General features: G+C 70.2%; 17 protein-coding genes and 1 riboswitch. Of the genes, 8 read left to right on the forward strand and 9 right to left on the reverse strand.

Annotation, left to right across the window (positions count from 1 at the left end; translation table 11 throughout):
* Positions 1–31 precede the first annotated feature (31 nt).
* Entirely contained in the window at positions 32–466 is a 435-nt protein-coding gene (locus OG285_RS17345; RefSeq protein ID WP_356826821.1) for an SsgA family sporulation/cell division regulator, read from the forward strand.
* A gap of 71 nt (positions 467–537) precedes the next feature.
* Here OG285_RS17345 and OG285_RS17350 read toward each other — a convergent pair whose 3' ends face one another.
* Complete coding sequence (locus OG285_RS17350; protein WP_371791474.1) at positions 538–1,920, reverse strand: YibE/F family protein; 1,383 nt, start codon at positions 1,918–1,920, stop codon at positions 538–540.
* A gap of 71 nt (positions 1,921–1,991) precedes the next feature.
* Positions 1,992–2,118, forward strand: a riboswitch (TPP riboswitch).
* On the opposite strand from OG285_RS17350, the gene thiC reads away from it, so the two are divergent.
* On the forward strand, positions 2,111–3,886 hold the full coding sequence (thiC, locus tag OG285_RS17355; RefSeq protein WP_356826823.1) for a phosphomethylpyrimidine synthase ThiC: 1,776 nt from the start codon (positions 2,111–2,113) through the stop codon (positions 3,884–3,886). (Overlaps the previous riboswitch by 8 nt.)
* A 106-nt stretch (positions 3,887–3,992) precedes the next feature.
* Here the strand turns inward: thiC and OG285_RS17360 are convergent, their stop codons facing one another.
* The 3 genes from OG285_RS17360 to OG285_RS17370 form a co-directional block, all read right to left on the reverse strand.
* Positions 3,993–4,823, reverse strand: a complete 831-nt coding sequence (locus OG285_RS17360; protein ID WP_371791475.1) for a hypothetical protein — start codon at positions 4,821–4,823, stop codon at positions 3,993–3,995.
* Positions 4,824–4,972: 149 nt separating this feature from the next.
* A complete protein-coding gene (locus OG285_RS17365) occupies positions 4,973–6,052 on the reverse strand; it encodes a metallophosphoesterase (RefSeq protein ID WP_356826825.1) in 1,080 nt (359 codons plus the stop codon).
* A gap of 171 nt (positions 6,053–6,223) precedes the next feature.
* Positions 6,224–7,345 carry a LacI family DNA-binding transcriptional regulator gene (locus tag OG285_RS17370; protein ID WP_356826826.1) on the reverse strand — a complete coding sequence of 374 codons (1,122 nt, stop codon included), beginning with the start codon at positions 7,343–7,345 and terminating at the stop codon, positions 6,224–6,226.
* Between the two features lie 335 nt (positions 7,346–7,680).
* On the opposite strand from OG285_RS17370, the gene hisC reads away from it, so the two are divergent.
* The 5 genes from hisC to OG285_RS17395 all read left to right on the forward strand — a co-directional run bounded on the left by hisC (position 7,681) and on the right by OG285_RS17395 (position 16,933).
* A complete protein-coding gene (hisC, locus tag OG285_RS17375; RefSeq protein WP_371791476.1) occupies positions 7,681–8,760 on the forward strand; it encodes a histidinol-phosphate transaminase in 1,080 nt (359 codons plus the stop codon).
* A gap of 193 nt (positions 8,761–8,953) precedes the next feature.
* On the forward strand, positions 8,954–10,537 hold the full coding sequence (locus tag OG285_RS17380; protein WP_356826828.1) for a cytochrome ubiquinol oxidase subunit I: 1,584 nt from the start codon (positions 8,954–8,956) through the stop codon (positions 10,535–10,537).
* A 13-nt stretch (positions 10,538–10,550) separates the two neighbouring features.
* A complete protein-coding gene (gene cydB, locus OG285_RS17385) occupies positions 10,551–11,552 on the forward strand; it encodes a cytochrome d ubiquinol oxidase subunit II (protein WP_371791477.1) in 1,002 nt (333 codons plus the stop codon).
* 15 nt (positions 11,553–11,567) lie between these two features.
* Positions 11,568–15,161 (forward strand): thiol reductant ABC exporter subunit CydD, encoded by a 3,594-nt coding sequence (gene cydD, locus OG285_RS17390; RefSeq protein WP_371791478.1) that lies wholly within the window; start codon positions 11,568–11,570, stop codon positions 15,159–15,161.
* Between the two features lie 20 nt (positions 15,162–15,181).
* Complete coding sequence (locus OG285_RS17395) at positions 15,182–16,933, forward strand: GAF domain-containing protein (RefSeq protein ID WP_371791479.1); 1,752 nt, start codon at positions 15,182–15,184, stop codon at positions 16,931–16,933.
* Between the two features lie 76 nt (positions 16,934–17,009).
* On the opposite strand, the gene OG285_RS17400 is transcribed toward OG285_RS17395, so the two are convergent.
* Positions 17,010–17,882, reverse strand: a complete 873-nt coding sequence (locus OG285_RS17400; protein ID WP_371791480.1) for a Cof-type HAD-IIB family hydrolase — start codon at positions 17,880–17,882, stop codon at positions 17,010–17,012.
* 207 nt (positions 17,883–18,089) lie between these two features.
* On the opposite strand from OG285_RS17400, the gene OG285_RS17405 reads away from it, so the two are divergent.
* The gene (locus tag OG285_RS17405) at positions 18,090–19,001 is read left to right on the forward strand and encodes an LLM class flavin-dependent oxidoreductase (RefSeq protein ID WP_356826833.1); all 912 of its coding nucleotides are present in this window, start codon (positions 18,090–18,092) and stop codon (positions 18,999–19,001) included.
* Between the two features lie 150 nt (positions 19,002–19,151).
* Here OG285_RS17405 and OG285_RS17410 read toward each other — a convergent pair whose 3' ends face one another.
* The 4 genes from OG285_RS17410 to OG285_RS17425 all read right to left on the reverse strand — a co-directional run bounded on the left by OG285_RS17410 (position 19,152) and on the right by OG285_RS17425 (position 23,835).
* A complete protein-coding gene (locus tag OG285_RS17410; protein ID WP_356826834.1) occupies positions 19,152–20,111 on the reverse strand; it encodes a MerR family transcriptional regulator in 960 nt (319 codons plus the stop codon).
* 66 nt (positions 20,112–20,177) lie between these two features.
* Positions 20,178–21,134, reverse strand: coding sequence for a metal-dependent hydrolase (locus OG285_RS17415; RefSeq protein ID WP_371793558.1), 957 nt, complete (start codon positions 21,132–21,134; stop codon positions 20,178–20,180).
* A 38-nt stretch (positions 21,135–21,172) separates the two neighbouring features.
* Positions 21,173–22,939: an SDR family oxidoreductase gene (locus tag OG285_RS17420; RefSeq protein ID WP_371791481.1), complete on the reverse strand. Its 1,767-nt coding sequence runs from the start codon at positions 22,937–22,939 to the stop codon at positions 21,173–21,175.
* Positions 22,936–23,835, reverse strand: coding sequence for a M24 family metallopeptidase (locus tag OG285_RS17425; RefSeq protein ID WP_371791482.1), 900 nt, complete (start codon positions 23,833–23,835; stop codon positions 22,936–22,938). Before OG285_RS17425 ends, OG285_RS17420 begins: the two co-directional genes overlap by 4 nt.
* Positions 23,836–23,909: the final 74 nt, after the last annotated feature.

The raw sequence follows: 23,909 nt of genomic DNA on the forward strand, positions 1-23,909 counted from the left end.
ACCAATACGGCGTCTACTGCGGGGTAGGGACATGCGCGAATCGGTCCAGGCAGAGGTCATGATGAGCTTCCTCGTCTCCGAGGAGCTCTCCTTCCGTATCCCGGTGGAGCTGTGCTACGAGGTGAGCGATCCGTACGCGGTCCGGATGACCTTCCACCTTCCCGGAGACGCGCCGGTGACCTGGACGTTCGGTCGCGAGCTGCTGCTCGACGGGATCAACGCCCCTACAGGGGACGGCGACGTGCACATCGCGCCCAGCGATCCGTCAGGGCTGTCCGACGTTCATCTGCGGCTCCAGGTCGGGGCCGACCGCGCGCTGTTCCGGGCGGGCAGCGCCCCGCTGATCGCCTTCCTGGACCGCACGGACAAGATCGTCCCGCTCGGCGAGGAGTGCAGTCTGGGCGACTTCGACGGACATCTGGAGGCAGCGCTCGGCCGGATCCTCGCGGAGGAGAACGCCGGCTGAAGCCTGCGGCCCGAGGCCCGAGGCCCGAGGCCCGGGCGAGGGCGCGTAGCCGGGGTGCAGAGCGGGGCGGCTCAGTGCTTGCGGCGGCGGCCCCCGCCGCCCCGCGTGATGCCCCCTCCCGCGAGCGCCCGGCCCACCCCGCGCGACGGGCGGTCGGTCCCATGGCCCGCACGGTCGGCCGAGACCACGAGCGCGGCGAGCGCCGTGGTCACCGGCACCGAGGCGACCAGGCCGATCGAGCCCACCAGGGTCCGTACGATCTCCTCCGCGACCAGCTCGGAGTTGGCCACCGTCCCCACACTGCTCTGCGCGATGGAGAAGAGCAGCAGCAGGGGCAGCGCCGCACCGGCGTAGGCCAGAACGAGGGTGTTGACGACGGACGCGATGTGGTCGCGGCCGATCCGGATGCCCGCCCGGTAGAGCCCGCGGGCCCCCATCGTGGGATCGGCCTGGTGCAGTTCCCAGACCGCTGAGGTCTGTGTGACCGTCACGTCGTCCAGCACCCCGAGCGATCCGATGATGACGCTCGCCAGCAGCAGCCCGCTCATGTCGATGTGCGGGTAGAGGCCGTGGATCAGTCCGGTGCTGTCGTCGGTGTTGCCCGTCAGGCCGGCCCAGCCGATGAAGAGCGAACCGAGCAGCCCGATCAGCATCAGCGAGATCAGGGTGCCGATGACGGCGACCGAGGTCCGCGCCGTCGGGCCGTGGCAGGTGTAGAGGGCGATCAGCATGATGGCGCTCGCCCCGATGACCGCCACGACCAGCGGATTCGAACCGTGCAGGATGGCGGGCAGGATGAACAGCGTCAGCACGGCGAAGCTGACGGCCAGCGCGACCAGAGCCATCAGCCCGCGCAACCGGCCCACGGCGACCACCACCAGCGCGAAGATCCCGGCGAGCAGCGCCAGCGGGAACTTCCGGTCCACGTCGGACACCGAGTACTGCAGGTCGCGGGGGGCGTCGGGGGCGTACGCGACGATCACGCCCTGCCCCTGGTGCAACTGGCGCGGGGAGTCCGACCGGACGATCTCGGCGAAGGTGCGGCCCTTGTCCTTGCCACTCGTCACCTCGATCTTCGCCTTCTTGCACGGGGCGCCCTGCGGGGCCGCACCGGCACCGGCCTGCTGCTCCGCCGCGCTCTCGCCGTCGGTACCACTCCCGCTCCCGCCCCCGTCGGCCGTCGACGACTGGTCGGCGTGCAGGTCCTTGCAGTTGACCGCGGTGATCTCCACCACCTTGCCCTGCCGGGTCTGCCGGTCGAACCCGACACCGCTGCGGGCATGGTGCGGGTCCCCGTCCGGCCAGAAGACCGCGAGACCGGCAACGACCGCCGCCGCGAAGGGAATCAGCACGGCTGCGATGACCTTGCGCAGGTGCCTGGACACCGGCGCGGCAGGGCCGTGACCGTGCGGGTGGCCGTGCCCGCCGGGGGACGGTTCAGGGAGTGGTGTCACCGCCAGATCATCGCAAGAAGGGGGAGGCCCTCTGTTCAGCGTGCGCTCTTGGGCACTAGCGTGGGGGGCACCTTTGCACACGCGGGAGCTCGGAGCACCGGGCTGAGAGGGCGCTGATCAGCAGTCTGCTGAGAGCTGCGCCGACCGCCGAACCTGTTACCGGGTAATGCCGGCGTAGGGAGTAGGTCTCATGACCACAGTGGATGCACGCACGCCTGCCACCGATCAGGACGAGCGCAAGCCGGGCTGGCACAAGGGATATGTCGCGGGCCCGGAGGGCTCGCGCGCGGATCTCCGGGTGCCCGTCAGGCAGGTGCACCTCACCAATGGGCAGGACGTGACGCTGTACGACACGTCAGGCCCGTACACCGATCCCACCGTCGAGACCGATGTCCGGCGCGGGCTCGCCCCGCTCCGGGAGAACTGGATCATCGGCCGCGGCGACACCGAGGAGTACGCGGGCCGCCCGGCCCGCCCCGAGGACGACGGGATCAAGCACACATCGCCGCGCGGAGGGCTCCGTAACCTCGACGCGGTCTTCCCCGGCCGTCCCCGCCAGCCCAGGAGGGGGCGCGAAGGGCGCGCGGTGAGCCAGCTCGCGTACGCCGTGCGCGGGGAAATCACCCCGGAGATGGAGTACGTCGCGATCCGGGAGAACGTCTCCCCCGAGGTCGTACGGGAGGAGATCGCCGCCGGCCGGGCGGTCCTGCCGGCCAACGTCAACCACCCGGAGATCGAGCCGATGATCATCGGGAAGCGCTTCCTGGTGAAGGTCAACGCCAACATCGGCAACTCCGCGGTCACTTCCTCCATCGAGGAGGAGGTGGACAAGATGACCTGGGCCACCAAATGGGGCGCAGACACGGTCATGGACCTGTCCACCGGGCGCAATATCCACGCCACCCGCGAGTGGGTGCTGCGCAACTCCCCCGTGCCGATCGGCACGGTCCCGCTCTACCAGGCCCTGGAGAAGGTCGATGGCCAGGCCGAGGAGCTGACCTGGGACATCTACAAGGACACGGTCATCGAGCAGGCCGAACAGGGCGTCGACTACATGACGGTGCACGCGGGGGTGCTGCTGCGGTACGTGCCGCTCACCGCACGCCGCAAGACCGGGATCGTCTCGCGGGGCGGCTCGATCATGGCGGCCTGGTGCCTGGCGCACCACAAGGAGTCGTTCCTGTATGAGAACTTCGAGGAGCTCTCGTCCATTCTGGCCTCCTACGACGTCACCTACTCGCTGGGCGACGGACTGCGGCCGGGGTCGATCGCGGACGCCAACGACGAGGCGCAGTTCGCGGAGTTGCGCACCCTCGGGGAACTCAACACGATCGCCAAACGTCATGGTGTACAGACGATGATCGAGGGTCCCGGTCACGTCCCGATGCACAAGATCAAGGAGAACATCGACCTCCAGCAGGAGATCTGCGAGGAGGCCCCCTTCTATACGCTCGGCCCGCTCACCACGGACGTGGCCCCGGCGTATGACCACATCACCTCCGGCATCGGGGCGGCGATGATCGCCTGGTGGGGCACGGCCATGCTCTGCTACGTCACGCCCAAGGAGCACCTGGGGCTGCCCAACCGGGACGACGTGAAGACCGGCGTCATCACGTACAAGATCGCGGCCCATGCGGCGGATCTCGCCAAGGGGCACCAGGACGCGCAGAAGTGGGACGACGCGCTCTCGGACGCACGCTTCGAGTTCCGCTGGGAGGACCAGTTCAATCTCGCTCTCGACCCCGACACGGCAAGGGAGTTCCATGACGAGACGCTGCCGGCCGAGCCGGCGAAGACCGCGCATTTCTGTTCCATGTGCGGGCCGAAGTTCTGCTCGATGAAGATCTCCCAGGACATCCGCCGCGAGCACGGCGGAAGCCAGGAGGAGATCGAGTCGGGGATGGCGGAGAAGTCGAAGGAGTTCGCGGCCAGCGGCAACCGGGTGTACCTGCCGATCGCCGACTGACGACGCCATGTGCCCCCGGTACGGGGCCGGTCCCGTACCGGCCGGTCCCGTACCGGGCCCAACCTGCCTCGCACCGGCCGGTTCCTACCGCGGACCGGCCGGTGCGTCACTCCGGCTGGTGGTCGGGGCCTCCGAAGTCCGGGCTCGTGAAGTCCGGGCTGGTGAAACTGGGACGCTCGTGGGCCGTCGTCCCGCCCGAGTCCGGACTGGCGAAGTCGGGACGGCTGTAGCCGAGGTTCGGGATGCGGCCCGCCGGGCGGTACGGGGCGGGGGCCGCCGGGTCGACGCTCGGGTCGGCCAGTGCCGCGCTCAGGAACGGGACGATGCCCCGTTCCAGCAGGGCGTGGCGCCAGGCGTCCCGGGCCCGGGCGACCTCTTCGGAGAGCTCGTCGTCCCCCTCCTCCGTCTCGGGGTGCACTTCGGTCGAGCCGTTGCGCAGCGCCGTCAGGAGGAGCCCGATCGCTGCGGCCAGGATGGCGGCAGCGGTGAGGGCCGCGAAGAACCAGCCCGCGGTGACCATGGTGTTGCCGAAGGCGGGCGCCGGATCGAGCGCCTTGAGTATGTAGCCCACCAGCAGGAAGATCACGGCGGCGGTGCCCGCCAGTACCGGGGCCAGTACCGCGAGTACGGCGGCGAGCCCCGCACCCGCGTGGGCGCCGCCTCTGACGGGAGCGAGGACGGAGGCGCGCACCGAATCCGGGGCGGGCGTGCGCAGTCCGGCGCGCACCTTCACGAAGTGCTCGTACTCGGCTGCCGCGGTCGAGGTGACCAGGCTGTCGGCGTCGAGCACCATGGTGCGCAGTTGCTCGCTGTTGAGCCGCTGCCCCAGCTCGGCCAGATCCGGTCGGTCGGGCGCGGTGCGCAGTGCGTCGTCGAGGAGCCGCTCGAACTCCGGACGGTCCTCTGTCAGCAGGTGCGAAGCGCTGTTCATGTGCATCCCCCGATGCTCCGTCGGGCCGTACCGACCGCCTTCTGACGGGCAGTCGGGCGTAAACGGAGGAGAGCCTGCTACGGATAATCCGATGGTAGAGCTGTTATGGCGCGGGGTGACAGAGGGTTTCCGGAAATCGCCTTCGCGTGCGCTGTTCAGTTCGGCAGCGGCAGCTGCACCACGAGTAGCTTTCCGGCCATGGTCACGCCGCCGTCCATGGCGACGGCGAGCCCGTCCGCGTACAGGTGCGGGCCCTCGATGACGGTACGCGGGCTGTCCTCGCCGTCCTCGGCCCCGACCTCGCCCAGCAGGTACGGGATGGGGCTGTGGCCGTGGACGATCCGGTGGCCGCCGAAGACCCCCAGGAGCTCCTGCACGGCCTGCGGTCCCGACTCGTCGCGGAACGCGAAGCGCTTGGTGAACTTGCGGAACAGGTCCCAGCATTCGTCGGCGTCGTTGCGGGTGAGCGTCTCGCGGACGGTGTCGTTGACCGCTTCGAGCGAATCGCCGTAGTCGAGATAGGCGGTGGTGTCGGAGTGCACCAGGAGGTGGTCGTCCTCCAGCTCCATGGCGTCGAGCCGTGACATCCACTGGAGGTGGACGTCCTGCAGCCGGTCCATGTCGGCCTTCTGGCCGCCGTTGAGCAGCCAGGCCGCCTGGAAGGTCGCGGTGCCCGCACCGGAGTTGACCGGGGTGTCGCCGAAGCGTTTGGCGCCGATGAGCAGCAGCTCGTGGTTGCCCATGAGGGCCTTGCAGTAACCTCCGGCGGCCGCGGCCTCGGCGGACAGCCGCATCACCAGGTCGATGACGCCGATGCCGTCCGGGCCGCGGTCGGTGAAGTCGCCGAGGAACCAGAGGCGGGCGTTCCCGGCGGCCCAGTTGCCCTCGGTGTCGATGAGCCCCTGGGCGCACAGGGCGGCCAGGAGTTCGTCGAGGTATCCGTGGACGTCGCCGACGACGTAGAGCGGTCCGAGACCCCCCTCGCCTTCGGAGGGAGCGGGGAGGGGCTGGGGTTCGGGCACGATCGGTACGACGACCGTGTCACCGGGGCCGCCACGGCTGATGACGGGCAGGTCCCGCTGGGTCGCCGTATACCCGTCCGGCTCCTCACCGGCGGCGTACCGCGGCGCCTTCCCGGCCTCGTGGACGTGCTCGGACGCGGGCAGGGGCGGTACGCGGAAGTCCCGCACTGTCGCCGTCCGCATCGCGGGTTCCAGACCGGCCCCCTGAGTCATCGACCCCTCCACCACCGTCGCGCGCCGTGCACCGGTCGGACCTGCCTGGTCGGGGGGTCCGCGGTGTCGTGCGCCCATCATAGGAATGCGACCAGCACTCTGTGACGCACCAGGGGTGCTGAATCCGGACGGTCTGCCGACCGACCGCCCGTTTCGCACCTATTGAGGTGGTCAGTCCGGCGCGGGGGAGCGGGGTGCGCTGACCGTCGTGCGCGGCGGGCGGCGCTGCGAGGAGGTCCGGACGATGAGTTCGGTCGGTATCACCTGCTCGACCGGGTGATCGTCATTGATGCCTTCGATGGCATCGATGAGTAACTGGATGACGGCCGTACCGATCCGGCGGGGCTTGAGCGAGAGGGTCGTGATGGGCGGCTCGGTGCTCGCGTACACGGTGGATTCGCTGCAGCAGACCAGCAGCAGATCCTCGGGGACACGCAGTCCGTACCGCCGTGCTGCCGCCAGCAGGTCGGTGCCGTTGGGGTCGAAGAGTCCGTAGACGGCGTCCGGACGGTCCGGACGGGCGAGCAGGCGGTCCGCGGCGACGGCTCCCGCGCACGGGTCGTGCGCGGGGTAGGACTCGTACACCGGATCCTGTCCGACCCGCTCGCACCAGCGCAGATACGCGGTGGTGGAGAGGCGGGTGTACGTGTCCGTCGTGGTGCCGGTGAGCAGCCCGATACGGCGGGCCCCGGCTGCGGCGAGATGGTCGAGCAGATCGAGGACCGCGGCCTCGTGGTCGTTGTCGACCCAGGCCGTGACGGGCAGGGTGCCCGCCGGGCGGCCGTCGGAGACGACGGGGAGGCCTTGGCGTACGAGTTCGATGACTACGGGGTCGTGGTCGGAGGGGTCGATGACTACGGTGCCGTCCAGCGCGACGTTCGACCAGACGTCGACCGCGCTGTGGCGCGACGTCGCGGGGAGGATGACGAGGGCATAGCCGCGTGCGAGCGCGGCGGAGGTGGCGGCTCTGGCCATCTCGGCGAAGTACGCGAATTCGGTGAAGGTGAAAGGTTCATCCCCGTACGTGGTGACCGTCAGGCCGATGAGGCCGGACTTTCCGGTACGGAGGGTTCGGGCCGCGGCGGAAGGGCGGTAGCCCAGCCGGTCGGCGACCTCGCGGACATGGCGGCGGGTGGCGTCCGGGAGCCTGCCCTTGCCGTTGAGCGCGTCGGAGACGGTCGTGATGGAGACACCGGCTGCGGCGGCCACGTCCCGGATGCCCGCTCGTCCTTGCCGGTTGGCCCTGCGGGGAGTCTCCGCCCGGCTCACCTGGTGCTTCCCTGCTGCTGTCATGGCGAGCCGATAGTAGGGCGATGAGGGGCGGTTGAGCTGAGCGCATATGCACGCGTTGACAGGCACGTTTCTGCATGATCATTTAGCATCAATCACCTTTGAATACAGGGCATTTGGGGGTCATGTCAAAAGAGTCTCGGGTGTCGGTGGGCGTGTGCCTGGCCCATGCCTGATGTTGCGATGAGGTCTCAACTCACCTCTTCGGGGGACGCGCGCCACGGCGCGAGCCATGGGCGCGCGCCAGGTCCGGAAGTACGCCCCCCGTCGGCGCCCGCCATTCGCACGGAGCGGTGTTCCTCATAGGGTGGGTTCATCCGAGTCGAGGAGGACCCGCTGTGAGCCAGAAGAGCCCCAGGCTGCGCGCCGCACTGGACGGCATTCCCGCGTACGTTCCGGGCAGGCCGGCCGCCGAGGCCGGCCCGGTCGCCTACAAGCTGTCCTCCAACGAGAACCCCTATCCGCCGCTGCCTGGGGTGATGGAGACCGCGATCGCCGCGGCCGGGACCTTCAACCGGTACCCGGACATGGCGTGCACCGCCCTGATGAACGAACTGGCCGAGCGCTTCGGGGTGCCGGTCTCCCATCTGGCGACCGGTACCGGATCGGTCGGCGTCGCCCAGTCGCTGCTCCAGGTGACCTCGGGCCCCGGTGACGAGGTGATCTACGCCTGGAGGTCGTTCGAGGCGTACCCGATCATCACGCGGATCAGCGGGGCGACCGCGGTGCAGGTGCCGCTTGACTCGGGCGATGTGCATGACCTGGACGCCATGGCGGCCGCGATCACCGAGCGAACCCGGATGATCTTCGTCTGCAACCCCAACAACCCGACCGGGACCGTGGTCCGCAGGGCCCAGCTGGAGCGCTTCCTGGACCGGGTGCCCTCCGACGTCCTGGTGGTCCTGGACGAGGCGTACCGGGAGTTCAACCGGGACACCGATGTGCCCGACGGCATCGAGGTGTACCGGGACCGGCCCAACGTGGCGGTGCTGCGGACCTTCTCCAAGGCGTACGGGCTGGCCGGGCTGCGGATCGGCTTCGCCATCGCCCATGAGCCGGTCGCGGCCGCGCTGCGCAAGACCGCGGTGCCCTTCGGGGTGAGCCAGCTGGCGCAGGACGCGGCGGTCGCGTCCCTGCGGGCCGAGGACGAGCTGTGGGGCCGGGTCGGATCGCTGGTCACCGAGCGGACCCGGGTGTACGAGGGGCTGGTCGGCCAGGGCTGGACGGTGCCGGAGACACAGGCCAACTTCGTGTGGCTGCGGCTGGGCGAGCGCACCGCCGACTTCGCCGCGGCCTGTGAGAAGGCGGGGGTGGTGGTGCGTCCCTTCGCCGGTGAGGGCGTACGGGTCACCATCGGTGAGACCGAGGGCAACGACCTCTTCCTCCAGGCGGCGGCGGCCTTCCGCAAGGAGCTGTAGCCCCCTTCCGTACGGGGTTCTCACAAGGCGGGGTGTCATTGGGGCACCCCGCCTTCGTCATGCCGGAAGTGCTTTCGTAGTATTGCTTGTGAATGTGAACGCTTTCACAAGCGCGCCCCTTTTCTTCCGTGCTGTGTGGGACCAAAGGGACAGAAAGCCGCTGTGACCCCGGCCACGTAAGGAGAGTGACGACGTGGAACTAGCTCTGTCGCCGGATACCCTGGCGCGTTGGCAGTTCGGGCTGACCACCGTCTACCACTACCTGTTCGTCCCCCTCACGATCTCCCTCGCCGCGATCACCGCGGGCTTCGAGACCGCCTGGGTGCGGAAGGGCGCGGAGAAGTACTTCCACGCCACGAAGTTCTGGGGGAAGCTCCTGCTGATCAACCTGGCCATCGGGGTCGCCACCGGCCTCGTCCAGGAGTTCCAGTTCGGGATGAACTGGTCGGACTACTCGAAGTTCGTCGGTGACGTCTTCGGGGCGCCGCTCGCGATGGAGGCGCTGATCGCCTTCTTCTTCGAGTCGACCTTCATCGGGCTGTGGATCTTCGGCTGGGACAAGCTGCCCAAGAAGATCCACTGTGCCTGCATCTGGATGGTGGCCATCGGCACGACCTTCTCCGCGTACTTCATCCTGGCGGCCAACTCCTGGATGCAGCACCCGGTCGGGTACACCATCGACCGTGCCACCGGTGCCGCGCATCTCAACGACATCTGGGGCGTGCTCACCCAGAAGACGGCGCTGGTCGTCTTCACCCACACCATGACCTCGGCCTTCCTCACCGGCGGCGCCTTCGTCGTCGGCATCGCCAGTTACCACCTGTGGAAGATCAGGCGGGCCAGGGCCGCGGGCACCAGCACCGACACCAAGCGCACCCGCATGATGCGCACCTCGCTGCGCATGGGCCTGGTGATGACGGTGACCGCCGGAATCCTCACCGCGCTCTCCGGCGACCAGCTGGGCAAGGTGATGTTCGAGCAGCAGCCCATGAAGATGGCCGCGGCCGAGGCACTCTGGGAGACCCAGGCCCCGGCGCCGTTCTCCGTCTTCGCGGTGGGCAATGTGGCGGCGGGTCACAACTCCGTCGAGCTGTCGGTACCGGGAATCCTGTCCTTCCTCGCCCACGACGACTTCCACACCGCGGTACCCGGCATCCACCAGACCGCCAAGGCCGAGGCCGCCAAGTACGGCGGCAGCCCCGACGACTACGTGCCGAACATCTTCGTCACCTTCTGGGGATTCCGTCTCATGATCGGGATCGGGCTCACCGCATCGGTGGCCGCGGCTGCCGGACTCTGGCTGACCCGGAAGAAGAAGTGGCTGCTGCCGGAGCACCGGACCGGCGACGACGAGGCACCCAAGCTGATGCTCACCGCGAGCCGGGAGCTGAACCCCTTCTTCACGAAGTGGGGCTGGCGCGTGGGGATGGCCTCCCTGGTCTTCCCGCTGATCGCCAACTCCATCGGCTGGGTGTTCACCGAGATGGGCCGGCAGCCCTGGGCCGTCTTCGGTCTCTTCAAGACCGCCGACTCCGTCTCCCCCGGTGTCTCCCAGACGGAGATGCTCATCTCACTGATCGTCCTCGTCACGCTCTACGTGATTCTCGGCTGGATCAATGTCCGGCTGATGAAGAAGTACGCGGTGATGGGACCGGACACCGACGAGCAGCCGCCCGCCAAGGACCCGCGGCTGCGCGGCCCCTCCTCCGGGCCCGGCGGATCCGGGACCCGGGATGACGACGCCGACGCCGACAAACCCCTGACCTTCGCGTACTGAGAGGAGAGACGTCATGGGCCTCAACGACTTCTGGTTTCTGCTGATCGCCGTGCTGTGGACCGGGTACTTCTTCCTCGAAGGCTTCGACTTCGGGGTCGGTATCCTCACCCGGCTGCTGGCCAGGGACCGGCGCGAGCGCCGGGTGCTGATCAACATCATCGGTCCCGTCTGGGACGGTAACGAGGTGTGGCTGATCACTGCGGCAGGCGCGATGTTCGCGGCCTTCCCGGTCTGGTACGCCACCTTCTTCAGTGGCTTCTATCTGCTGCTCGTCCTGGTCCTGGTGCTGCTGATCGTGCGGGTCCTGTCCTTCGAGTACCGCCACAAGCGGCCCGAGGAGAGCTGGCAGCGCAACTGGGAGTGGGTGCTCTTCACCAGCTCGCTGCTGCTGCCGTTCCTCTGGGGGCTGATCTTCGCCAACATGGTCCACGGGGTGCCGGTCAACAGCCACCAGGACTACGCCGGCTCGTTCGGGGACCTGCTGAACGGTTACGGGATCCTCGGCGGGTTCGCCTTCACCGCGCTGTGCACCCTGCACGGAGCTGTCTTCACGGCGCTGAAGACGGTCGGAGACATCCGGGTGCGGGCCAGGGCCTTCGCGGCCAAGGCCGCTGTTGTCACGGCGGCCCTCGCTGCGGCCTTCCTGATCTGGCTGCAGGCGGACCGCGGCGACGGATCCACCCTGACGGCGCTGTGTGTGGCGCTGGCGGCGCTCGTCGCGGCGTTCGTGATGAACGCCCGGACCAGGGAGGGCTGGGCCTTCGCGTTCACGGGCGTGGCCATCGCGGCCACGGTCGCCGCACTGTTCCTCTCGCTGGCGCCGGATGTGATGCCGTCCTCGCTCAACACCGCCTGGAGTCTGACGATCGACAACGCGGCGTCCGGCCATTACACGCTCAAGGTCATGACCTGGGTGGCGGGCATCATGACGCCGCTGGTCCTGCTCTACCAGGGCTGGACGTACTGGGTGTTCCGCAAGCGGCTGGGTACCCAGCACATCGCCGATGCCCACTAGTGGGGAGTGTTTCACGTGAAACCGATCGACCCGCGTCTGCTCCGGTACGCCGGTGCCACACGTCTCTTCCTGGGCGCCGTGGTGGTCCTCGGACTGGCCGGCGCGGGTCTGGTCGTGGCTCAGGCCATGCTGATCGCCGATGTGGTGGTGGGGGCGTTCCAGCACGGCCTGGACGGATCAGGGCTGCGGACCGCACTGCTGCTGCTCGCGGCGGTGGCGCTGGGCCGGGGACTGGTGGCCTGGCTGACCGAGCTGGCCGCGCACCGGGCCAGCGCCGCGGTCAAGTCGGAGCTGCGGCGGCGGCTCCTTGAGAGGTCCGCGGAGCTGGGGCCGCAGTGGCTGACCGGGCAGCGGACGGGGTCACTGGTCGCTCTCGCTACCCGGGGCATCGACGCCCTGGACGACTACTTCTCGCGCTATCTCCCGCAGCTGGGGCTCGCGGTGGTGGTGCCGGTGGCGGTGCTGGTGCGGGTCGTCACCGAGGACTGGGTGTCGGCGGCCATCATCGTCGGGACCCTGCCGCTGATCCCGGTCTTCATGATGCTCATCGGCTGGGCCACTCAGGCCCGTATGGACCGTCAGTGGCATCTGCTCTCCCGGCTGTCGGGGCACTTCCTCGACGTGGTGGCCGGACTGCCGACGCTCAAAGTGTTCGGACGGGCCAAGGCGCAGGCCGAGTCGATCAGGACCATCACGGACGAGTACCGGAAGGCGACGCTGCGGACGCTGCGGATCGCCTTTCTCTCGTCGTTCGCGCTGGAGTTGCTGGCGACCCTGTCGGTGGCACTGGTCGCTGTCGGTATCGGCCTGCGGCTCGTCAAGGGCGAACTGGACCTGTACACAGGCCTGGTGATCCTGGTGCTGGCGCCCGAGGCCTATCTGCCGCTGCGGCAGGTGGGGGCGCAGTACCACGCGGCGGCCGAGGGCCTTTCGGCCGCCGAGGAGATCTTCGCGGTGCTGGAGACACCGCTGCCGGAGGGTGGGACGCGCGAGGTCCCGGGCTCGCTCCGCCTGGAGCTGGACCGGGTGACGGTGCGCCACCCCGGCCGTACGGAACCGTCGCTGGAGTCGGCTTCCCTGGTCGTCGGTGCCGGAGAGACGGTCGCGGTCACCGGGCCGAGCGGGGTCGGGAAGTCGACACTGCTCAATGTCCTGCTGGGCTTCGCGGCGCCGGACGAAGGGCGGGTTCTCGTCGGGCCCGTGGGACCGGCCCCGCTGGCACCAGGAGGGCCGGCCGGAGAGGGTCGGGACGCTGCTGTCGATCTGGCCTCGCTCTCCCCCGAGCGCTGGCGTGAGCAGATCGCCTGGGTGCCGCAGCAGCCGTACCTCTTCGCGGGAACGATCGCGGAGAACGTACGGCTTGCACGTCCCGACGCCGACGCGGCCGCGGTACACGGAGCTCTGGGCGATGCCGGGGCGTACGACTTCGTGGCCGCGCTGCCGGACGGGGTAGACACGGTGCTCGGTGAGGGCGGTGCGGGGCTCTCGGCCGGCCAGCGCCAACGGCTCGCGCTGGCCAGAGCGTTCCTCGCCGACCGGCCGCTGCTGCTGCTCGACGAGCCGACGGCGGCGCTCGACGGTGAGACGGAGGCCGGGATCGTCGACGCGGTGCGACGGCTGGCGGCGGGCCGCACTGTGGTGCTCGTGGTGCACCGGCCGGCCCTGCTCGCTGTGGCCGACCGCGTGGTCGCACTGTCGCCCGGCACGTCGCAGGCTGCACCGGCCGGTGGTGACGCTCTCGCACCGCAGGCTGCTGCCGTGCCCGCACCGCGGGCGGAGCAGGCGACGGACCGGGGTACGGCGTCGGCCGGCGGCGTTATGGCGGCCCGGTCCGCACGGCGTAACCCGCTGGCGCGGGTGCGGGACACCGCCGGTGCGCTGCGGGGGCGGCTGCTGCTGGCCCTGCTGCTGGGAAGCCTCGCGCTGGGCTCGGCCATCGGGCTCATGGCGACCTCGGGCTGGCTCATCTCACGGGCCTCGCAGGAGCCGCCCGTGCTCTATCTGATGGTCGCGGTCACGGCGACGCGGGCCTTCGGCACCGGGCGGGCCGTCTTCCGCTATGCCGAGCGGCTGGTGTCGCACGACGCGGTGCTGCGGATGCTCGCCGATCTGCGCGTGGCCGTCTACCGCAGGCTGGAGCGGATCGCGCCCGCCGGGCTGCGCCGGGTCAGGCGCGGTGACCTGCTGTCACGGCTGGTCGCCGACGTGGACGCGCTGCAGGACTACTGGCTGCGCTGGCTGCTTCCGGCCGCCGTCGCCGTGGTGGTGGGAGCCGTCACCGTCGGGTTCACCACCTGGCTGCTGCCCGCTGCCGGGGCCGTGCTCGCGGCGGGGCTCCTGATCGCCGGGGTCGCGGTGCCCGCGCTGAGCGGTCTCTGTGCCCGGCGTGCCGAGCGTCAACTGGCGCCCGCGCGCGGAGTGCTGGCCACCCGGATCGTCGACCTCCTCATGGGGACCGCCGAGCTGACGGTCGCCGGTGCGCTGCGCGGGCGGCTGCACAGCACCAGGGACGCGGACCGGGCGCTGACCCGGATCGCCTCACGGGGTGCCACCGCCACTGCGCTCGGCGGTGGGCTGACCGCTCTCGTCTGCGGGCTGACTGTCGCCGCCGCCGCGTTCGTCGGCATACCGGCCGTCCACGACGGGCGGCTCGCCGGTGTGGAACTGGCCGTGGTGGTGCTGACTCCGCTGGCGGCTTTCGAGGCGGTCACCGGGTTGCCGCTCGCCGTGCAGTACCGGCAGCGGGTCAGGAGGAGCGCCGAGCGGGTCTACGAGGTGCTGGACGCGCCCGCCCCCGTACAGGAGCCGGTGCGTCCGGCAGCGGCGCCGCGGGCGCCGTTCCCGCTGGAGGTGCGGGGGCTGACCGCGCGCTACGCGGGGCAGCGGGGACACGCGCTCGACGGGATGGACCTCCGGCTCGAAGCGGGGCGCCGGGTCGCCGTCGTCGGCCCCTCCGGATCCGGCAAGACGACGCTCGCTCAGGTGCTGCTGCGCTTCCTGGACACGGAGGCGGGGACGTACACGCTCGGTGGGGTGGCTGCCGACGCGCTGGACGGTGACACCGTGCGCGGACTCGTCGGGTTGTGCGCCCAGGACGCGCACATCTTCGACAGTTCCCTGCGGGAGAACCTCAGGCTGGCCCGTTCCGGTGCCTCGGACGGCGAACTGTGCGAGGCGCTCGCCGGAGCCCGGCTGCTGGACTGGGTGGACGGGCTGCCCGACGGGCTCGACACTCCGGTGGGGGAGCACGGCGCGAAGCTCTCCGGCGGCCAGCGTCAGCGGCTGGCACTGGCCCGCGCACTCCTCGCCGACTTCCCCGTACTCGTCCTGGACGAGCCGGCGGAACACCTCGACCTGGCGACCGCTGACGCGCTCACGGCGGATCTGCTGACCGCCACCGAGGGGCGTACGACGCTGCTCATCACCCACCGGCTCCGCGGGCTCGACGCCGTCGACGAGGTGCTCGTACTGGACGGTGGGCGGGTCGTGCAGCGTGGCCCCTACGCGGAGCTGGCCGCGCTGGAGGGGCCGTTGCGGCGGATGCTGGAGCGTGAGCGAGCGGGTGATCTGCTCGGCAGCCAACGGAACCCGACTTTCCACTCCAAATAGGACTTACTAGGCTCTGGGGTATGGCAGCTCCGGACCCCACCGATCCGCCGGAAGACTCCTCCGCGGAGGACTTCCCAGCCGAGGACTCTCCAGCCGAGGACCCCCCGGCGGAGGACTTCGGCCGGCACGGGCTCTCCGCCGAGTTCACCGCGCGCGTACCGCAGCTGCTGGAGGCCATGCGCTCCATCGGTACGGGCCTCGAACTGCACGCGACCCTGAACAGGATCTGCGAGACAGCCGGCGGGCTGGCCGGTGCGCGCTATGCCGCGATCGGCGTCGTGGACCAGGAGCGCGGCGGCCTCAGCGATTTCGTCACCCATGGCGTGCCGGAGGAGGAAGCAGCGCGGATCGGCCACGTCCCGGACGGGCACACGGGCCTTCTGGGTGCGCTGATCGAGGATGCCCGCGTCGTGCGGCTCACGGATCTGACGAGCGACCCGCGCTACGCCGGATTCCCTCCGCACCATCCGCGGATGCGGACGTTCCTGGGGGTCCCGGTACAGGTGCAGGGGGAGACCTTCGGCAATCTCTACGTCGCGGAGAAGACCGACGGGAGCCGCTTCACCGACGGTGATCTGCACATGGTGCAGGTCCTCGCCGCCGAGGCCGGCATCGCGATCAACAACGCCCGGCTGTACGAGGCGGCCCGGCAGCGCGAGCGGTGGATCGACGGTTCAGTGGCCGTCACCACGGCGCTGCTGGCCGGCGGCGACGCTGATGAGGCGCTCTCGGTGGTCGCCGAACAGGCACGCCATCTGGCGGACTCGGCCGCCGGAGTGGTCATGCTGCCTGCCGCAGAGGGTGGACTGGAGGTCGTCGCCGTCTCCAGCGACCACCCCAGTCAGGTCCTCGGGCTGATCGTCCCGCCGGAGAGCGGGGTCGTGGCGACACTGCTCTCCGGCGCCCCGGTGTTCGTGGACGACTCGGCGTCCGATCCGCGGATGATCACCGAGATGGGCAGGCGGTTCGGGCCGAGCATGATGCTGCCCCTGCACAGCGGCGGCCGTCTGCGGGGCGTGCTGGCCACGCCCCGCGAACGCGGTGCCCGGCCGTTCACGGCGGCCGAACGTTCACTGGCCTCGCAGTTCGCCTCGCAGGCCGCGCTGGCGCTGATGATGGCCGACGCCCAGCGCGACAGAGAGCGCCTCGCGGTCTTCGAGGACCGCGACCGGATCGCCCGCGACCTGCACGACCTGGTCATCCAGCGCCTGTTCGCCACCGGGATGATGCTGGAGGGTGCCCACCGCCAGTCGGCGCCGCCCGCGGTGCGCCTCGGTGTGGGCAAGGCCGTCGATGAGCTGGACGTGACGATCCAGGAGATCCGTACCGCCATCTTCGCGCTGCAGCAGGGGGCTGCCGAGGCTCCGTCGGGGCTGTGCCGACGGGTCCTGCGGGAGATCAACATGGCGGCCGTACCGCTGGGGTTCAAACCCACGCACCGCTTCGTGGGCCCGGTCGACTCGGAGGTCGGGGAGCTGACGGGGAAGAACCTGATCGCGGCGCTCCGGGAGGCACTCTCCAACGCGTTCCGGCATGCCGCCGCCTCCCGGATCCATGTGGACGTCGACGCCACGGCGCAGCTGGACGACGGCCGCCCGGCGGTACGTCTGACGGTCTCCGACGACGGGGTCGGCATCCCGGAGGGCGGCCGGCGCAGCGGACTGCGCAATCTCAGCCGGCGCGCGGAGGCGCTGGGCGGATCGAGCGCCTACGGGCCGGGGATGGGCGATGAGGGCGGGGGCACGGCGGTGGTGTGGGAGGCACCGCTGTAGGAGGCACTGCTGTGGGCAGCGGGTGTGCGGGCGGGGGGTCGCGCGGGGCGGTCCGGGCCTGTCAGGTCCGGACCGGTCAGGTCGAGCCCGGTCGGCGGGCCTTCAGGATCTGCTCGATGACGACCGCGACGCCGTCGTCGTTGTTGGTGACCGTGCGCCCCGAAGCGGCGGCCACCGCTTCCGGGTGTGCGTTGCCCATCGCGTACGAACTGCCCGCCCACCGCAGCATCTCGACGTCGTTCGGCATGTCCCCGAAGGCGACGACCTCGGCGGGCGAGATACCGCGCTCCGCGCAGCACAGGGCCAGCGTGCCGGCCTTGGAGACGCCGGGGCCACTGATCTCCAGCAGCGCGGTCGGGCTGGAACGGGTGATCGAGGCGCGGCCGCCGACAGCTTCGCGGGCCAGGGCGAGGAAGTCGTCGGGCGACAGCTCCGGGTGGTGGGCCAGCACCTTCAGCACGGGCTGGTCCGCGAGACCGCAGTCCGCCGCCAGCAGCTTCTCGGCGGGCGCGACGCTCGACGCGGCGTCGAACTGCAGCGGCGGGTAGGCCGGCTCGTGATGGATGCCGCCGGTCCGCTCGACGGCGAAGGACGTGCCCGGGGCGGCGGTCCGCAGGATGGACACCACGTCGAGGGCGTCGGTGCGCTCCAGCGGGAGGACCTTGACGAAAATGTGCCCGCCCTCGTCGCCGTGGAGGTCGACCACCGCGGCGCCGTTGCCGCAGATGGCCAGGCCGTGGCCGTGCACATGGTCGCTGACGACGTCCATCCACCGGGCCGGCCGGCCGGTGACGAAGAAGACGTCGATACCGGCCTTCTCGGCGGCTGCGAGCGCCGCGATGGTGCGGTCCGAGACGGTCTTGTCGTCGCGCAGCAGGGTGCCGTCCAGGTCGGTGGCGATCAGCCGGGGCGGGAGAGGGGCGGCGGCGGGGCCGTTAGCTGAGGTCACCCGGTCATTCTCCCGTACCGATGGCCTGGAGCGCACGGGAGTGCGAAGAGGCGCACAGATGAGTACGTACGCGGCTGTGCGATGCCTCCGGGAGGCGACCGGATACCGGCAGCGGACGGGCTCCGGTCCGGCTCGGCGGGTGATTGCCCCGCCCGGTGGTGACGACAGCTGCGGCCCGGTGAGCGGGTGCCCGTACGACGTAGGCTCGTGGCCATGCGACTGAGTACCGTGATTCTTCCCGTCCGCCGGTGGAGCGAGGGTGGCCGTGAGCAGTGGGTGCGCGCCGAGGAGCTGGGCTTCCACACCGCGTACACCTACGACCACCTCTCCTGGCGGGTGCCGTTCCGCGACGGCCCCTGGTTCGGAGCGGTCCCGACTCTGACCGCGGCGGCCGCGGCCACCGCACGTGTCCGGCTCGGCACGCTGGTCACGTCGCCGAACTTCCGGCACCCCGTGACGCTCGCGAAGGACCTTCTCTCGCTGGACGACATCTCGGACGGCCGGATCACCCTGGGCATCGGTGCCGGCGGCACCGGCTTCGATGCCACGGCGCTCGGCCAGGAGCCGTGGACTCCGCGCGAACGAGCCGACCGGTTCGGCGAGTTCGTGCCCCTCATCGACCGGCTGCTGACCGAGGACTCGGTCACTCACCGGGGCACGCACTACTCGGCCGAGGAGGCCCGCAACATCCCGGGCTGTGTGCAGCGGCCCCGGCTCCCCTTCGCTGTCGCGGCCACCGGCCCGCGAGGGATGAGTATCGCCGCGAGGTACGGGGAGGGCTGGGTGACGACGGGTGATCCGAAGATCTTCGAGTCGGGTACTCCCGAACAGTCGGCGGAAGCGGTCCGCGGCCAGATCGGCAGGCTCGGCACGGCGTGCGACGCGATCGGCAGGGACGTGGCCGAGGTGGAGAAGATCCTGCTCACCGGGTTCACGCCCGAGGCGGGCCGGCCCATGGAGTCCCTGGACGCCTTCGTCGACTTCGCGGGGAAGTACTTCGCCCTGGGCATCGACGAGATCGTGATCCACGCGCCGATCCCCGGCACCATCTTCGCCGCGGACGAGAAGGTCTTCGAGCGGATCGCGACCGAGGCACTGGCGCAGCTCGGGCAGAACTAGAGCTCTCGCTTGAATCAGGGCCAGTGCGGGGGCGCGTGCGCCGGTGTGCATCCGAATTACCTTTTGCGCCCCATGAGTTAGGCATGATCCACAGGCAAGGTGGGTTATCCACAGGCTATTTGGCGATTCTGTGGACAAAGGTATGGTGATTTACGGCTTTTGGTCTGTTTGCCGTACTTCTTGCTGTGGAAGAGTCAGCGCGTCCAACGCCCTTGCCTGAAGCTCCCGTTCAGTGGCGCCGGTGATGAACGCGGGTGCGTTCTCGCGTCCCACCAGCCTCTCCACCGCGGCGAGCGTGGCTGCCGGAACCGGTACGGACGCGGGACCTCCGGGGGGCGCGGGCGGGCTGTCGGGGCCGAGGTGCTGCTGGAGATGGCGGGTGGCGAACAGCCTCATGGCCCGGGCCAGTTCGGCGTCGACGCTCTGCTGGGCCAGCGGGCGCAGCCGCCGTACCAGTGAGGCGGCCTCCGCCACATGCGCGTCGGTGGGCTGGGCAGGACCCAGATAGCGTGCGAAGACGTGCTCCGTCGTGAACTCCAGGAAGCGCGAGGCGATGTGCTCGACCTGGCCGCGCAGCTCCCGCAGATGGATGGAGATGGCCTTGAGCGGGACGCCGGCCGCGTGCAGTTCCACAGCCACGGCCAGCTCCTGCGGGCTCGGCACCATGAACTCGTCGTCGCTGCCGGCCACCCGTTCCAGCACGCCCAGTGCCACCGCGTCCGCGACCGCCTCGTCGTCGGGCACCCCGCCGAACCGGGCGTCCAGCTCGGCACGGGAGATCCGGTCCGCTTCCTCATCGGTCCACGGCCCGCTGACCTCCGCGACCAGCCCCAGCACCCCGCCGAGACCCCGCCCGGCGTCCCACGCCTCCAGCAGTTCCTTGATGGAGGCCAGGGTGTAGCCGCGGTCGAGCAGTTCGGCGATCTGGCGCAGCCTGGCCAGATGGCTGTCCCCGTACACATTGGACCGGCCGCGCCGCTGCGGTTTGGGCAGCAGGCCGCGGTCCTGGTACGCACGGATCGTACGGACCGTGGCGCCGCTGTGGTGCGCCAGATCCTCGATCCGGTACTCGGGCCCGGGCCCCGACGCCGTAACCCTGGACGCTGCCACCCCGGACGCTGTAACTCCCGACGCTCTCACCCCGGACACGCTGCCTCCCTTCTCACCCTGTCAGGGCTACGGCAGGGCCGCGCGGCCGATCGCGCCTGCCGCTGCGCGAGCGGCGGGCGAGGCTGCGAGGTACTCGACCGCCCTGCGCAGCGAGCCCTCCTGGGAGGGATGGTACGACCGCCTGAAGTAGCGGGGTATCGCCGAGCCCAGCTCACCCCAGGAAGGCAGCAGCCTTTTGGTGACCGCCCGGTTGTGCTCCCGCAGTGAGTACCTGGGCCTGCCCTCCGTCCCGGGGCCGTGGCGCAGGAGAGCGGGGTCGTGACGCATGAGGTACGAGGCACCCCAGACCCACAGCCACAGCAGCACCGGAGTGACGACGGCCATGCCCTCGATCCGCCGGGCATAGCGCGGCAGCCCTTCGCCGCCGCAGTGCTGGTACATGTCGAAGGCCACGGCCCGGTGTTCCACCTCCTCCGCGCCGTGCCAGCGCAGCAGGTCGAGCATGACGGCGTCGGACCCGGCCGCATCGAGGGCGTCGGCGCTCAGCACCCAGTCCCCGAGGACCGCGGTGAACTGCTCGATCGCGGCGACCAGCGACAGCCGGAAGCGGAGCCACTCCCGCGCCGGAACCGGTATGCCGAGCGGCGGCCGCTCGCCGAGGAGTTTCTCGAAGAGGAAGTCGACGTGCCGGGTGTACGCCGCGGTGTCGAGCCGCTGGGCGGCCAGGTGGTCCAGGACATGGGAGTGCTGCACGCTGTGTGTGGCCTCCTGGCCCATGAACCCCTTGAAGTCCTTGAGCAGTCCGGGGTCGTCGACGAGCGGCAGCGCCTCCTTGAAGACCTTCACGAACCACCGCTCGCCCGCCGGGAGCAGCAGGTGCAGCACATTGATCACATGGGTGGCGACGGGCTCGCCCGGTATCCAGTGCAGCGGCGTGTTTTCCCAGTCGAAGGAGACCCGGCGCGGCGCGATGACGTGTGGCCCCGGCTCCGAGTGTGTTCCCGGACCCGTGTGGGGTTCCATCTCCGAATGCGGTCCCCCTGCCGCGTCCTGTCCGTCGCTCACAGCGGCGGCTCCATCCGGGCTACGGCGCGCAGCGCCCTCGGCGCGAACCTGGACATGAAGCGGGCGCCGCGTGCCTCGGGTGTCACCGGCACCACCGCCCGGTTGTGCACCACGGCGGAGAGGATCGCGTCGGCCACCTTCTCCGGCGGGTAGTTGCGCAGCCCGTACAGACGGGACGACTTCTTCTGCCGGCGCTTCTCCTCGTCCGCCGAGACACCCGCGAAGCGTGCGGTGGACGTGATGTTGGTGTTCACCAGGCCCGGGCATATCGCGGTGATCCCGATGTCCTGTCCGGCCAGCTCCGCACGCAGGCACTCGCTCAGCATGAGCACCGCGGCCTTGGACGTGGAGTACGCCGGGAGGACCTTCGACGGCTGGTATGCCGCTGCCGAAGCGGTGTTGACGATGTGGCCGCCCTGACCGCGGTCCGCCATCTGCCTGCCGAAGAGCCGACAGCCGTGGATGACACCCCACAGATTGACGTCGAGGACCTGCTTCCAGTCCTCGCTCGTGGTGTCCAGGAAGGAGCCGGAGAGGCCGATGCCCGCGTTGTTGACCAGGACGTCGACCGTCCCGTACTCGGCGGCGACCCTCTCGGCGAGCTTCTCCATCGCCTGCTCGTCGCTGACGTCCACTGCTTCCCCCCAGGCATCGGGGGAGCCGATCAGCCGCGCCATCTCCGCCGTACGCGCCGCACCTTCCGCGTCCCGGTCGACGGCCACGACGCGTGCGCCAGATTCGGCGAACGCGAAGGCGGTGGCCCGGCCGATCCCGCTCGCGGCCCCCGTCACCAGGACGAGCCGGCCGCTGAAACGGTCGGCGTACTTGCCGGTCGCCGCCGTCTGCGGGGCGGGCCCCGGAGTCTCGTTGGCCGTCACGAAATCCCCGATCCAGGCGGCCAGCTGGTCCGGCCTGGTGCGCGGCACCCAGTGCTTGGCCGGAAGGGTCCGGCGCGTCAGCTGCGGTGCCCACTGCTCCAGTTCGTCATAGAGGTGCTCCGAGAGAAAGGCGTCGCCGGTGGGCGTGATCAGCTGGACGGGCGCGTGCGCGTAAGCGTCGGCGCGCGGCCTGCGCAGCCGGGACCTGACGTTGTCACGGTAGAGCCAGGCGCCGTGCGCGGCGTCCGAGGGCAGCGAAGCCGTGGGGTAGTCGCCGGACGGTACCTTCTCGACCCGCTCCAGGATCCCCGGCCACCGCTTGCCGAGCGGTCCACGCCAGGCGAGCTCCGGCAGCACCGGCGTATGCAGCAGGTACACGTACCAGGATTTGGCCCCCTGGCCGAGCAGCTGGGCGGTCCTGCGCGGGGTCGGCCGGGACATCCGCTTCTTGATCCACTGCCCGAAGTGGTCGAGCGAAGGGCCGGACATCGAGGTGAACGAAGCGATCCGGCCCTCGGTGCGCGGCACGGTCACGAACTCCCAGGACTGCACGGATCCCCAGTCGTGGCCGACGAGGTGAACCGGCTTTCCGGGGCTGACCGCGTCCGCCACGGCCAGGAAGTCGTCGGTCAGTTTCTCCAGGGTGAAGCCGCCGCGCAGCGGCGCAGGCGCCGAGGACCTGCCGTGCCCCCGCACGTCGTAGAGCACCACGTGGAAGCGCTCGGCCAGTTGGGCCGCCACCTCGGTCCAGACCTCCTTGCTGTCCGGGTATCCGTGCACCAGCACGACGGTCGGCCGGTCCGGGTCGCCCAGCTCGGCGACGCACAGCTCGATGCCTCCGGTACGCACCCAGCGCTCGCGCGCTCCTGCGATTCCCTTGCTCATGCGGCCCTCTCCTCTGCCCAGCGCCGCACATGCGGCAGATCTTCGTCCAGCCAGAAGGCGCTCTGCTCGGGGTCGGCCGAGTCGGTCACGACCAGGATCTCCTCGAACTTCGCGCCCGTGCCCCGGAATCCGAGGTGCGGTTCGACCGCCCACAGCCCCGGCCGGGGCGGGTGGTCGGAGAACTTGTACGGGCTCCACAGCGGCGACCAGCCGTCCCGGTGGCCGTGCAGCGCATCGCTCGCCAGGCCTTTCAGGGACTGGGTACCGAAGCCGAACACATGGGGCGACCAGCGCCGCTCCTTGACCTCGTCGACCTTGTGCGCGATCACACCGAACGGATAGGCGCGGTGCCGGTTCGCGTACCCCTGAGTGGTCATCAGCCGCTCCACGTCCTCGTAGACCGTGCGCAGCGTGCGTCTTTCACGCACCTCCCGCAGGATGAGGTCGCGGTGCGCCTCCAGGTCGGCGAGCAGCTTGTCGTGCACCGGGTTGAGTCCGAGGCAGCCGGAGTAACCGACATCTGCGGTGAAGCCGCGGAAGACGGGGGCCATGTCCAGAATGAACGGCATCCCGGCTTCGAGCCGCCGGTTCGTCGGGAAGAACTGGAGCGGCACCCTGAACCCCGCGAAGGCGGTCCGGACCCCGAACCAGGCGAACGGCAGATGGAACCAGTCCCGGACACCCCGCCGGTACAGCCACTCGCGCTGCATCCGCGCTGCCTCGCGCTCGGTCACACCCGGCCTGAGCTGGGCGGCGACAGCCTCCGCGCAGGCGTAGGCAAGGGTCTGCACCTCTCTGAACCCCCGCAGCCGCGCGGCCTCCGCGCCGCCCTGCGCGACCGGCCGCGCGGCCGGGCCACCTGCCCACCGTGCTGCTGCTTTCACCCCTGAGGCCATGCCACCTGTCCGTCCCGTCCGTGTGCGGTACGTGCTCGTAACTTGACACTGATGAATGTGACAATGCCTGGCGG

The sequence above is a fragment of the Streptomyces sp. NBC_01471 genome (assembly GCF_041438865.1).
Lineage (GTDB): Bacteria > Actinomycetota > Actinomycetes > Streptomycetales > Streptomycetaceae > Streptomyces.